Source organism: Myxacorys chilensis, assembly GCF_059505265.1.
On sequence record NZ_JCACKG010000124.1, the window covers coordinates 74200 to 87908 of the forward strand.

At 46.0% G+C, this 13709-nt stretch carries 11 protein-coding genes; 1 reads left to right on the forward strand and 10 read right to left on the reverse strand.

What is annotated here, in order from left to right:
- Positions 1 to 25: 25 nt before the first annotated feature.
- Entirely contained in the window at positions 26 to 1450 is a 1425-nt protein-coding gene (locus AC5JLB_RS09160; protein WP_495873523.1) for a GH39 family glycosyl hydrolase, read from the reverse strand.
- Complete coding sequence (locus tag AC5JLB_RS09165; RefSeq protein ID WP_495873524.1) at positions 1362 to 3464, reverse strand: GumC family protein; 2103 nt, start codon at positions 3462 to 3464, stop codon at positions 1362 to 1364. The genes AC5JLB_RS09160 and AC5JLB_RS09165 overlap by 89 nt, the downstream gene beginning before the upstream one ends.
- Before the next feature lie 222 nt (positions 3465 to 3686).
- On the opposite strand from AC5JLB_RS09165, the gene AC5JLB_RS09170 reads away from it, so the two are divergent.
- The gene (locus AC5JLB_RS09170; protein ID WP_495873525.1) at positions 3687 to 5024 is read left to right on the forward strand and encodes an O-antigen ligase family protein; all 1338 of its coding nucleotides are present in this window, start codon (positions 3687 to 3689) and stop codon (positions 5022 to 5024) included.
- Positions 5025 to 5054: 30 nt separating this feature from the next.
- On the opposite strand, the gene AC5JLB_RS09175 is transcribed toward AC5JLB_RS09170, so the two are convergent.
- The 8 genes from AC5JLB_RS09175 to AC5JLB_RS09210 all read right to left on the reverse strand — a co-directional run bounded on the left by AC5JLB_RS09175 (position 5055) and on the right by AC5JLB_RS09210 (position 13539).
- On the reverse strand, positions 5055 to 6149 hold the full coding sequence (locus AC5JLB_RS09175) for a family 43 glycosylhydrolase (RefSeq protein ID WP_495873526.1): 1095 nt from the start codon (positions 6147 to 6149) through the stop codon (positions 5055 to 5057).
- 27 nt (positions 6150 to 6176) lie between these two features.
- Entirely contained in the window at positions 6177 to 7373 is a 1197-nt protein-coding gene (locus AC5JLB_RS09180; protein ID WP_495873527.1) for a glycosyltransferase, read from the reverse strand.
- Positions 7374 to 7419: 46 nt separating this feature from the next.
- Complete coding sequence (locus AC5JLB_RS09185) at positions 7420 to 8553, reverse strand: glycosyltransferase family 4 protein (RefSeq protein WP_495873528.1); 1134 nt, start codon at positions 8551 to 8553, stop codon at positions 7420 to 7422.
- A gap of 68 nt (positions 8554 to 8621) precedes the next feature.
- Positions 8622 to 8816, reverse strand: coding sequence for a glycosyltransferase family 2 protein (locus tag AC5JLB_RS09190; RefSeq protein WP_495873647.1), 195 nt, complete (start codon positions 8814 to 8816; stop codon positions 8622 to 8624).
- Positions 8817 to 8956: 140 nt separating this feature from the next.
- Complete coding sequence (locus AC5JLB_RS09195; RefSeq protein WP_495873529.1) at positions 8957 to 10084, reverse strand: glycosyltransferase family 4 protein; 1128 nt, start codon at positions 10082 to 10084, stop codon at positions 8957 to 8959.
- 47 nt (positions 10085 to 10131) lie between these two features.
- Complete coding sequence (locus AC5JLB_RS09200) at positions 10132 to 11082, reverse strand: DUF6625 family protein (protein ID WP_495873530.1); 951 nt, start codon at positions 11080 to 11082, stop codon at positions 10132 to 10134.
- A 55-nt stretch (positions 11083 to 11137) separates the two neighbouring features.
- Positions 11138 to 12574: an oligosaccharide flippase family protein gene (locus AC5JLB_RS09205; protein WP_495873531.1), complete on the reverse strand. Its 1437-nt coding sequence runs from the start codon at positions 12572 to 12574 to the stop codon at positions 11138 to 11140.
- The gene (locus tag AC5JLB_RS09210) at positions 12571 to 13539 is read right to left on the reverse strand and encodes a glycosyltransferase family 2 protein (RefSeq protein WP_495873532.1); all 969 of its coding nucleotides are present in this window, start codon (positions 13537 to 13539) and stop codon (positions 12571 to 12573) included. Before AC5JLB_RS09210 ends, AC5JLB_RS09205 begins: the two co-directional genes overlap by 4 nt.
- Positions 13540 to 13709 lie beyond the last annotated feature (170 nt).

The following is a 13709-nucleotide window of genomic DNA, read 5'->3' on the forward strand; positions in this document are numbered from 1 at the left end:
CCAAAATTTGCAAACCGCTCTTGGTTCAAGGATCAGCAAAGACTAGCAAAGTGACCGAGTTATCCGGCACTACAATTCCCTTCTGAACGGCATTCCAGCGAATTGCTTTCTTGGCATAACCAGAAGCAGACAACTCATACTGTTCAACACTCAATCGCCTTGGTCTATAGCTACCAAAATTCGTTTTGATTGGTTGTGATCTTGAGGAGTGATTCACAATTAAGTAAGACCTGTGATGCAATGTTTGATTCTTCACTGCAAACGTAGTGATATCTTTCTCATTGTTAGTTACACTCCGAACCCGATCTCCAATTAAAAACCGATTGATTAACTGAAAAAACCGACCACTTAAGCGCAAACTATTTTGATCATCTGTCTTGCCGTACACTCCATCTTTCTCGTTCCAAGCAAGGGTTGCTGTCGCACCTTTAGAAAGCGCTCGGATCATGGAGAGCGCATCGAAGACAACACCTTTATGATTGGTCATGCGTGGATCACGCGTTTCCCAAGTCCAACTGATGTTGTACTCTCCTAATATGACTGGAACGGATCGATTTGGAATTGCAGTCTTTACCGCTTGAACCATCGTTTCGGTTCGTGACGCGATCGATTGCGTGGCTTCGTAAATTTCTGAGTCGGGTGTTGAAGCGCTTCCTGTCGCATAGAAGTGATAGGTAAAAAAGTCGAGATGATTAGCAGTTCCTTTAATGAAGGGAATATAAAACGGCTGCAAATCTGACCGCTCGATCGCAGGTGCGCCAACCTGAATGGTCGGATCGACTTTTTTCATCGCGATCGCGGCTTTAGTATAAATTGCAATAAGTTCATTCAAGCGATCGGGCTTTGCATCATCTTTCAAGCTGCCCCATCCCCCCCCATTCCGAAACTGAGAAAAATAGGTATTGTCTTTCTCGTTGGTGATCTCCCAATACTTCACGCCAAAACGTGACTCTCGATTCACCAAACGAACCAAGTCAGCACACAGTTGAGCAAAGCGATCAAACTGATTGGCGTCTAGAAAGCCATCTTGATCGGCGTCCATCCAATCTGCCCAAGTCGGAATGTTGATCATGCGCTGGGGTTGCTGCTTACCGAAAGTAGAGAAGGAAGCCGCCAACGCACTTTTTACCTTACGGGCATCCCAGGTTTTGCGATCGCTATCGATCAAACCGTCCGGGGTACTCGAATCCTGCATCGCACCACCATTGTGAAAGCGAATCAGCCCCGGATTGATGAACGCCAGATTTTTGCGATAGGCTTGATTTTGCGTCCGAAAGCCTTGAAACGCATTCAACCCAAAGGCCGATCGCGGCACTTTTCCTTCAACAGCACTCCAGTCTACCGTAGCCGTAGTTGCACCATCACGAGTCCCGTCGAATTGAGCGATCGCGATCGAACAAAGCACCAGTAGACCGATAGTTGTAAGAACTAGACTGCGTTTCCACTCCATTGATCACCAAGCCAATGATTGTAGCGTTGTGTTGTGTGAGTTGCTCAATGCTTTCGTTAACGGCATCACGAGCGCTCACGCCAGGATAGACGGTGAATAACACATTAGGAACCACTGCCGCAATCAAAGCCGTTTCACTGGTTGAACTAGCTGGAGAACTATCGATCAACACATAATCGTAGTCATGATTGGCTTCAGCCGCTGCTAAATACTGCTGAAACCGACCCCGCTTCAAAATATCTACAACTTTTTTGCCGAGCTTGGGCTGAGTGGGAGCTAAATCTAAATTCGGTTCAACTTGAACAATCTGCCTGTCGGTTGCAAAATCCCGCATACATCCTAACCGTCCGCTCAGGTCTGCCTTGCGAAAATCAGCATCTACCATCAGCACCCGAAATCCGAGATCTGCCAAAGCTTCTGCAAGTTGTAAGGTTACGGTTGTCTTGCCTTCGCCCATCACAGCACTCGTAATCAGAATCCGGCGATCGCGCAATGGCTGTAGACTAATGGCCGATGCCAATCGCTGAAACGCGACTTCTGATGCCCCGCTAACATCCGGGTCTTGGCTCAACCCTCGATCTGACTGATTGTTCAAGCGATCGCTCAACTGTTTGTCCCGTGGAATTCGACCCACAACCGAGAATTTGAACGATTGCAAATCTTTGGGAGTGAGCAACGGATTGCGAGATTCTAGCAACAGAATCAGGGCAATGCTGCCAATGATCGCAGCAAGAGCGGCGTTAATTGCCACGATCGATCGCTTCGGACTCGACGGCTTCGCATCCACGGTGGGCGCATTTAGCACCTGAACATTGGGATAAGCACCAAAGGCATCAAAATTAGATTGCTGAACTTGCGCTACTAGTCCTTTATACACACCTTCTGTCACCTCTGCCTGACGCTGTAACTCGCCGAGCCGAGCCTGCTGAGCCGGAAGTGCAGTCAGAGAATTTTTTAGAGTTTGAATCCGTTGTTGCAGTTGAGCCGCTTGCTGGCGCTGACCCCGCGCCTCACTTTCTGCCAACACTAATGCCTGAATTAATTCTGCCCGTCCTTCTGCACCACTAGTAATGCTCGGATCGCCCTTCACTGGCCCGCCTGACACTTGGCCCACATACCGCTCAATCTGCTGACGAAGTTTTGCTCGTTCGTCCAACGTTCTTTGCACAACAGGATTATTGTTGGTAAAGGTTGATCTTTGTTTTGCAAGGGTCGCTTCAACTTGCGCTAATTGATTTCGCAAATATTTGTAGTCTTCGTTCTGATCAAGTCCCACCGCTTGCACGGCTTGATCAGGCGATAGCTGCAATCGTACAGAGAGCGTCCTCGCGCGTTCTTGACTAGACCGCGCTTGTGCAGCTGCCTCTGCCTGTGTCGCTTCAAGCTGATTGATTGTTCCGAGAGTGCCTTTCGTTTGCTCTTCGCTGTTGACTAGTCCTGTCGATCGCTTAAATTGTGCCAACGCGCTTTGGGTTTTTGCCAAGTTACGTCGCGCTTCCTCCAGTTGTTTCTGAGTGAATTTTCCTCGTGCATCATTGTTGGCGCTGCGTAGTTGATCCAACCGTTGCTGGTAAGCCTTTAAAAGTGCAGTCGTTCGCTGAGTCGCAATTTCAGGACTCGAACCCGCCACCGATAGTTGCAGAATGCTCGTCTGCTCAACTGGCGTCACTTTGAAGAAACCGCCATAATTGCGGGGCTTAGTGGCTTGATCACGTTCAGGATCACTTGCCCACGCCTGCGTTAATAATGCATCACTGGTTAAGATCTCTTGCTGAATCTTGAGAGGATTGACTTGTGTCGAAAAGCTGGGATCATTGTTGCGATAGGAGCCAAGGGTGCCTAGATCCGCATCGAGATCACCACCGTTTGACGAAGGCAGAATTAGCTGAGCACCGGCAGTCCAAACTTTGGGGGAGGTTAAAATTACGCCGCACGCCCCAAGGAGCACTAGAAGATTGAAACCCAGCAGAGCTTTCCAGTGCCTTGAAACAGTAACGGCTACTTTTTTTTTCATAACCACGCTTGGGTATCGTTAAACTTTCAAATTTCCAGTTGACTGCTATTCTAAGCAAGCAGATTCACACTTAGCTACATAAATAGGCAGAGATAGCAGGGGCGCATACTGTGTGTTAACAATGTTAGAAATAACCCACCTTTCTCATCTACCGATCGACTGATTTTTCTCGACTGATTTTTAAGCTTAAGTAAGTCTGTAAGAAGGACTTGAACAATCAAGATGCTCAATCTTCCATCTATTAGACCCGACTTTCTTTCGATTAGCACCCAGGATGTTATTCTATCGCGTTCTGAACGGATAGTTTATTGGACGATCGTTCTGACTCCAGTTTGGTGGCTGATGGGGATTCAGCCGCTTTTTTATCCACTCGTTGTCAGTGGATTACTCGCGGCTCATTTTAGTATTGATAAAGTGATTCAAAAGCCCCTTCCCGTGTGTGTCTGGGCTTGGTTAGCCATGTCGATTACCATGATGTGGACAGCTATTCTAGGTATCAACGAAATGGGATTTAATCTTCAGACTGCTGCTGCCGCTGCCGTCACTTTTATCAAGAGTTACTTCCTCATTTTTGCCTGTCTCGCATTGCCTTTCTGGAGCCGTGTCCGCGTTCAAGTTGTCACAAGAGCGGTTGCTTGGATGGCATCAGGCTTTTTAGTCACGATCGCTATTGAAATCGCGATGCTAGTTCTCAAGATTGGCAGCAACGGATACCTTCCTCCCCTTGCACGTCTGCTGCCTGGAGATAAAGGCAGTTTGCGAGTGATGTTTGCAAATTACTCACCCTTCTTGGGTATTCCGTTGCCCAGATCAGTCCTTTACACCCCTGACCCGCCTATCTTGGGGTTGTGTGCTGTCCTGTGCTTTCTAATTTGTCTAGGTGAAACCAATCGACGACTACGAAACTTAGCGTTGGCGGGTTCCATAGGTGCCTTGATTATGAGTGCTAGCCGAAGCGCTTGGGTTGGTCTTCCGGTAGCTCTGCTTGTTGGTGTTTGTTTTCAAAGCGGGTTGTTTCGCCAACTATCACTTTGGCTCACCTCCTTAGTCCTCCTAATCTGCAGTACCTTGCAAATAACGATCGTAGGATTGATTCAGAAGCCTATTGAAGGATTTAATCAAGCTCGCGCAGATTCTTCAGCAGAACGGGCACTGGTGGTGCAGAAAACCCTTGAAGCATGGCAAGAATCGCCCTGGATCGGCTGGGGTGTGATCCGGGGGCGAGCGCATTTGTATGAGGATTCTTATATTGGACTCGGCTCTTTCTCTACATACGCTGCAGTTCTTTACTTACATGGCATTGTTGGGTTCATTGTCTTCGTTGTTGCCCTGTTATTGACCCTTTTCTCTGTATATACTCCAGCCGTTCGAGGCAACTCATTTTGTATATGGGCGTTTGCTTGCCTAGTTACCCTCTACATCAGCTGCAACGCCACTCCGCTGAGTTGGATGGCAGTCAATATTTGGTTCTTTTTTGCCTGGTTAGGTGCTGTACTCAGTGAAGCACAACCCCAGCAGCCCCGTTTGACCAGTTGGGATCAGATATCTGGGCAAAGTTGATCTATTTGCCCGATACGTGCAGCTATACCCTTATCTAGCGGCCAGATTCACAATTTGAATTGAATCTGCACCCCACAGAACCTGTGTCAGGGGAGAAACTGCTAATGTCATGCGGCGGCAATACCAACCATAAGCGATAAATTCATCAGGGTCATTCGGGGCGGGAAAAAAGTTAGTTCCATAGATTCCCGATCTTTCACTACCCTTGACAACAGGTGTCTGACTGACGGGCTTAAAGGGACCAGTGATGCGATCGGAGACATACCAGTACAGAGACGAATCTGTAATTTGGCTACGATCGACGGTCTGCAGCCACTTAGGATTTAACCAAGTTGTCCAGCAAGAAAAGAATAGATGATACTGGCCGTTTCTGTAGATAACTTGAGGGCGTTCCATCTCATAGAAAGGTGACTCTTGAGTTCCTTCAACTGTCGGTGTCGCTACAGGTGGCAGAAGCTCATAAGGGCCGGTGATCTGGTCTGCCACTGCTAGACCCACACATCCTCTAAACGTTCCGTGACCGCCTTCTTTTAGGTATGCACAGATAAACATGTAGTAGCGACCAGTCTCACGATCCTTCACAACGTATGGGTCGCGCCATTGATAATGGTCATACTCACACTTACCCAGGCTCCGTTTATACTGACCGTACCAGCGATGGTTAGCGTCTGGTTTGACTAATTCATTGGGGCTTCGCTGCCAGTGCACACCATCTACAGAGGTTGCTAAACCAATTCCCTCGTTCATAATGTCATCACCCTGCCCAGCGGCCGAATAGAAAAGGTAGTAAACGCCGTTTTCTTTAAGGGCGCAACCAGCCAGCATTCTTCCAGCTTCCCAAGAATTTTCAGGGTTCACTTCCAGCACGACTCCAACGTCCTGCCACTGCTCCAAGTCGGTTGAAATTGCCCCACAAATTTTGCCTTCTAGCCACCAAGGACCCGATTTGCTTGAGCCTAACAGATAGAAAAGACGGTAGATATCGCCATCCTTCAGAATCCAAGGATCCCAGCTAGGATGGCTATTCCACAGCGAGAATAGTGTTCCCAACGCCTTCGATCTGCCTTTTGGCAATTGACCGACCAATTGCGCTGTTGTTTGATAGAGCGTGCTGTTAAATCTCATGTTGTTTTCACCCTAATTTGCTCTAACCTAATTTGGTAGATGGGGTATACATACCCCGGCTTGATGCTCGGCAAAACCTAAAACATCTAGATATTGCTGCGTGCAGGTTTCCAACGTGAACTGAGTTAACCACTGGGGATCAACGTTCTGAATTGGATTAGATAACACTTCAACGATCGCTTCGGCGATCGCGCCACTATCACCTACTGGCAGGAGCGGGCCGTACTGTCCGTTTGCCAAGATTTCAGCAGGTCCGCTCTCACAATTGGTAGAAATAACAGGCGTTCCGACTGCCATCGCTTCAATCAACACATTTCCCAATCCTTCCCAAGCAGAAGATAGAACAAATACGGCGGCATTCGCCATGTAAGCGTAGGGATTCTGCACAAAACCAAGAAGCGCAACATCGTCTGTTAAGCCAAGTTCTGCGATGAGATTTTGCAAGCGATCGCGCTCTGGTCCGTCTCCTAAAATCATCAACCGAGCCGGGCGAATCTGTCGCACTTGAGCAAATGCACGAATTAACGTGGAAAAATCTTTTTGTGGATATAATCTTCCAACACCCAAAATTACGGGAGGCTGCCCGTCATCAAACCAAGGATGATCCACTGGCAGCTTTGAAAGCGTTAATAGTTCAGGTAATACGACAGGATTATAAATAACTTTAATTTGATTGACATCTATACCTATGACATTGGACAAATCATTAGCAACGCCTTGGGAAACGGCGACAATGCCTTCTGCCCACGGATAAAACAATCGGGCTGCAAATGGACTCAATCTCACAGACAGTTGGTTAATCTGTTCGGCTTCTAAAGAGAGCGTATTATGTTCCGAGACGATAACACGAGTGGGAACGTTGGCAAGCCGTTTGGCGCACAGTGCAATTTCACATGGGTAGTGCAGTGCCGATAAAAGTGTTTTGGGACAAGCACGACGCAAGTAATTCACTAGCTTAGGCAAACTAGAGGGTATCCAATTCGCCCCTAGATCGACAATCTGAACATCAGGCGGAACGTCTTCTAGATAAGGTCCTGCAACGCGGGCAAGCACTAAATCGACCCTTAAACCCTGCTTGATAAAGCCACGGGCTAAATTGAGCATGACTCGCTCAGTTCCGCCACCATACAGCCCTCGCAGAAAAATCGCGATGTCTGGAGAGTTTCCTGGCGAATCTGATAGCTTAGGCTGCGATCGTACATTCAAACCTTTTGCAATCGTCATGATCCTCTAAATTTAAGTCTTCAAGAAATTATAAGTCTCTAAAAAATTAGCGCAACGAGGGCAAAAGCGAGGGTTCAGGGCGATGTTCAACCAACTGCTTCATCAAACTCGTAACTGCGCCGTAGTTTCGCTGACCATCAAACTGTTCTTCGGCGATGCGACGACTTGCGATCGCCATAGCACGATGTTTCGAGGCATCATTGATCAACTCATTCACAGCGGCTGCCAGCGCCCTACTATCTGAGCACGGCACGAGCAATCCATTGATTCCATGCTGGACTTGTTCGCTGATTGCGCCCACATCAGTTGAAACAATAGGTAATCCTGAGGCCATGGCTTCTAGAATGACGTTGGGATAGCAGTCAGCCAGCGTTGGAAACACAAACATGTCTGCCTTGGCGTATAGGCCTTTTAGCACAGAACTATTGGGCGGTAATCCTTGATGAACGTGTACCCGCTCCATGCCTGCTAAATCCCGACAAAGTGTCTCATCTTTGGTCACAATGTCCAATACGCAGTTGTGGTCCAATCCGCTCCGAAAGGCGTCGAGCAGAATTTGTCCCCCCTTACGCGTAAAGTCTCCGCCTACAAATAACAAGCGTGCAGGGTCAGAAACCGATCGGTGCTCCCGAGCAAAATTCCATTGTGCTAAATCAATTCCTGGCGAGATCACAGTGACTTTCTCAGCTGGAACGCCATAATCGTGAACAATCGACTCTTTTACCCATTGACAAAACGCTACGATCGCAGTTGCCGCATGAAAAGTTTTCTGATTCCACAGAAATTTCTGCTGATCTAACCAAGATTGCCCCGCTGCATGATGGCTGTATCCAGCTCCTACAATGTCATAATTGAGCGGCGTTGCATCGGTTGAGATTACGGTTGGAATGTGACGCATAAACGGCAATGCCAGTAGTGCGATCGTTTGAGTGTGCAGGAACAGAGCATCGAAGGATTGCGATCGCAGTGCCCGACGAATGGCATCACGAGTCCGCAAACTGCTTTTGAGTGACCAGTTTGACCGAACAACGGGAAGATGCTCCCACAGATCGTGACTCTCTGCTTCGATCGGCATCCACGTTGGGCAAATGCTTGAATCTTGCGACACCCACTGCATTAGATTTTGGTAATGCGTGATGTGCCCCAACATGTGTTCCACTACAAAGCCAAAATTAAACATGATATTTAGTCTTCATTATTACTAAAGTAATCTAACAGCCACTTTGCTGATATGCACTTGTCCCGGTATTAATGCCTGAGATGGCCTAGTCGGAGATCTTGAGTGGTTGAAACAACACTTGAGTTCAAATCTGGCGAACCACCATCCATAACTATTAGTTCTAGCTCCAAAAAGGTCTGATTCAACATAGACTCGACTGTCTCTTTGATGGTTTCTTCACTGTTAAAAACGGGAATAATTGCAGATACTAATGAAACGATAATTTAGGCTTACGAACAAATTATTCAAATCGAACCTGCTAAGATTACTGCTAACTTTAACAGAGCATTGTTACGGAATTTTACAATTCAAATACAATTTAGTTTGTATTGTAAACAACTCCTCATTCAATTTACTGTCTTTGTCAACCGTTAAATGACACATAAATAGCAATAGTCTCCGCTATGGTTTTAGCTACAGTATTCCAATTCAATTTGGTTTTCACTTTAAGTTGCGCTGCCTTAGACAACGAACTTAATAAACAAGGATCACTTAGTAGCCGAATGATGGAATGTGCTAGCAGCTCAGAATTTAACTCATTAAGAACAATTCCATCTACTTCGTGGCTTAAAAATTCAGTTATTCCGTTTCCTTCACCTTCAACAACAATATAAGGAACTCCATAGCTCATTGCGTCAATCAAGAAAATACCAAAGGGTTCACAACGGGCAGGGGCAACTACCAAATCCGTATCTAAGAGAATATTCTCAAGCTCAGAAGCTGAAACACTTCCTAAAACTTCAATTCCTGGTATTGAAGTTTCCATCTCTTTGCCAATTACAACCAGCTTGGCATCAGGTAGCGTTTGTTTAACTAGTTTAAAGGCTTCGAAAAGAATGTCGCCTCCTTTTCTATTGAAATCTGAACCGTTAAAGAGTATCTGCTGAGTACCAAACGTTTTTTCGCCCTCATAAAGCTTATCAAAACAGCTGGCAGTACCAACAACTGTTATTTTATTGGCGTCGATATTGTAGTCTTTAATCAAGGATTGTTTGACAACGTTACTCATAGTAAATAAATACTTAGAGCGATTGTATGTCTGTTGTTCCTGCTCAAACCAAGCATTCCGTTCTTTAGAGTTGATGAAACAAGCCCATGGCTGCCAATTCCGCTCTGCAAGGGCCATTGTGTAGTCTAAGTACATGACATACGGAATATTAGACCTATTCCAAAAAGGACTATAAGTGCCAAAGATGTGTAACACCAAATCTGGAATATAGCCTAATTGACTAATTTGTTGTTCTACTCGTTTGGATTTAAGCGCAAAGGCTTTCTGATTCTTCTGAAGCAATGAATGCGCTTTACTAATAGAACCTATACGAGCGGCATAATACGCTTTTAACAGCAGGGCAATGGGTCGAGCTTCATACCATTCGTTATCTCTTGGAAGCAGATTTAACTGGTCTACATATTTGGATAATTCAGTAAAGAGAAACTGATGGCGCTCAAGAAATAGTGGTTCACCCGTTACTAAAATGTTTTTAACTTCCATTGCTCTACTTGGTAACTGAAAAAGTCTTTAAACCAATTCAAAGATTATTAGACATGCGTACTGGACATCAGCTTATTGGTTTTGTTAATGGAATTGTTGCTGTTTAAAGAAGTGAATCCTAAAGGGCTGATACAGAAACCTTGACTTAAATCAACTAGTTCAGGGTCAACTAATTGAGGTAAAGACTCCCAAGCCGACTGATCTCCATAGCGCTTTTGCAAATATCGGCTTGATTTCCAATTCATGAAATGCAGATACATCAGCTCCTCACCCGATTCAACCGTTAATTTACCCTGATACCAAAACCACTTAGCGGGGTAGTGGTAGCTGCCATCTATCCAGGGGTAATTTGATAAAATCGTGCTGAATCTTTCCTTAAAAAGATGGTTGCGTTTGTAAGGATCAAACATTCCCCAAATCCGGCGCAAAGCGTTTGGAAGTCGTCTGCGTCCTAGTAATAACGTTGTGAAATAGCCTTCATCCACTGCCGCGTTGATTGGCTGGCTCATAAGATGCTGCCAACCGGGCATTTGGCGGAATGCATTCAACCATTCCTGGTTGTTCTTGATTAAGAAAAGGTGACCAGAAACTCTCTCAGGGTGAGTAGATAATGTGTTGTAGACAAGAGTCTCATCGGTGTAGAAAGCTCGGAGATTTCCGTAGATTACATCAATATCACCGAAACCAAAATAATCGTAACCGTCCAGATATTCTTGGTGAATCACGCCATAAGCGGGTTTAAGATTACAAAGGGTATAGGAAGAATCTGTTTTGAAATTGATGCCCAATCGATCGGAAGCAAGTTGCTGATAGTCTTGAAAGCGAAGACTGACAAACCGAACATTGGGTGGTGCGGTTTCAGGTACAGGACAATCGGTAAAAAACAGCCAATCAATCGTCGAATTCCATCGACATGACTCTAAATACAACTCAAACCATTCTGGCCAACGACCAAAATAAGGCATCAGAAAGATAATCTTTTTCTGCTTTTTTTGCATGAGACTTCAAAACAAAACAGTGTGAAACAAGAATTAGACGGGAAACAGTAAAAAGTTAACGACTAAGCCGCAGCTTTCTCAGTCGGCTAGTAAATCGACTGAGCATAGTTTGGTAAAGAAAAAAATGCTTGGGCATGATAATGCGGATACATACCAAATAAATTAGGAGAAATACGAATGGCCTCAGCAACAAAGGTAATGCAAACGAACTAGCAATTCCTGGAGCACTCAGCAAAATAGGAATAAAGCAGGGGAGGAGAAACTTCTTCAACGACCAACCCAAGATTCTACAGCCGGTCCACCACCAATAAATTGTCCAAAAAATTCCAAGTACCAGTGCCACTGCTAGACTCACTCCAAAGATTCCACCCTGACGAGCACCTACAACAAAGCTAAGAACTGCGATAGGAGCAATCTGGAGATTGACTCTAGCGTTGATGTCAGGACGGCCCTTGGCGACCAGCATAGAAAAGAGAAGTGAATTAATGACGCGAAAATACGCAAAAACCAATAATCCTGGGATCACTGTACAAATCGGTGTCCATCTAGAACCAAAGATAAAGGTCACGACTTGTGGATCAACTATTAGGAACATTAACGCATACAGAGGAGCGATGAAAAAAGCAGTTTGTTCAACCACCTGAACGAGCGTATTCTTTTGCTGTTCGTCGGTTGGCAATTGGGCAAACACCGGCATCCCAAGCTGACTGATAACGGAACCAAAAATGCTTGAGGCAGCCATTGTTAATTGATAGGCAAGATTGTAGTAGCCAAGACTAGCACTACCTAACAACTTTCCTACTGTGAAGTTGTCAGTGTTGAAGTTGACATACAAGCCAAAACTTGAAAAGGTTGAACCTAAGCAAAAGGACAAGACTTCAGATCGAATCTCTGGATCAATTTGGAGTCGAAATTGATGACCTGAGTAATGTCGGGTCAAGATACAACTAACTACCCAAGATGCTGTATCACCAACAACAAAAGACCAGTAGCTCAGACCTAACATTGCAGCTCCAGCCGTGCAAAGCAAGCGCGTCAGAGAGCTGACTAAGCTGATGTTTGCGAGTGCTTGATACTGCATTTGCCGGGTCATCACACCTGAATGTGCAGAGCTTGCTGATGACAACAGTAAGTTAAATGCAAACACGACCAAGATGCCAGATAGCGCTGGCTCATTGAAAAACATTGCCACAGCAGGAGCCGTTGCTGCCATTCCTAACCCCAGGACTAGCCCAATTGATAGGCTGATAGTGTAGCTAGTGTCAATGTATTTGGGGTTCTCCGTCCCCTTATAAATAATAAAGTTGCCTGCTGTATCTTGAATAAACAGCGTGAAGAAAGACCAGAAAACGTAGGCGATCCCAATCACGCCGAAATCAGCAGGTTGCAGCAATCGTGCCAGAACTAGGCTGCTGAGAAATGCAAAAATGCGGGTGATAAACGTGGCGTAGGTAATCCACAACCCACTTTTAAGCAGTGAGACTGGCTTCATAGATTCTTACCCTGAACTGATTTTGCAAACCCTAGCGATCGCTCAATCAGTTGCTTCGCGACGGGCGCACCTTGTACTGCGAGCAGAGTGAGCAGTGAGCGGGGATCACGGGCAAAAATGGAGCGATCGGCTGACCAAGCTTGCCCGATAAATGCTTTAGCTTGGTCGGCATCGCCTGCGGTGAGGGACAAGCGAGCGAGCAAGCGATATAAATAGGCATAGGCCGTGGGCATCCACGGAGCAACCCGTTCTGGAGAGCGTTCATACGCCGATTGAAGAACTTGCTCATGCGATCGCTGCATTTGCGCCACGTTGAAGGTTAACCCAGCCGCACGGACTCGGTAACTGCACAAGGCATGGGCAACTCGATGAAAGCGCCAGCGCTCTGTAGCGGCTATACGCAACCAAAAATCGATATCTTCAGAACTCCGCAAGGTTTCATCAAACTCGCCTACCTCATCGACTAACGCACGTCGGAAAACAGCGTTAGACCCATGACCTACAAAGTTTTTACACAAAAGAGAAATGAGTGTATCTGGCAAAATCGGTTTGCCGCTCAATGACATCCAACTCAAGCGACCGTCTTCACGAATGATGTTTGAGGCACTGTAAACGACCCCAATTTGTGGATCAGCATCAAGCTGTGCAACATGATTTGCCAGCTTCTCGACTCCATAAACATCATCGGCATCGAGCATAGCAATATAGTCTGTCTGAGCTTGGCGAATGCCGCAGTTTCGAGCCGAAGAAAGTCCACCATTGGGCTTTGTTATGACCCGGAAGCGATCGTCTTGCTGGCAGAACGACTGGGCGATTTCAGTAGTTCCATCAGTAGATCCATCATCTACAACAATCACCTCGAATGCTTGAAAAGATTGCCGCATTAAAGAGTCTAAAGCCTCTTTAATGTAATGACGCACATTGTAGGTGGGAACCACAACGGTGACTTTAGGAGAAGTGCTCATGTCAAGACCTTTACACTGCTTTGAGTACACATCACTTGAGTACAGGACAATCCAAACTGTAAGCAAAGATTGTGAATGAAGTCTCGTAACAAGTTTCTTAACAATAGGAGATACTGCCGTAGAAACACCCTCTTCCCAAAGGCATAGAGGCAGCATTTTCACATTAACTT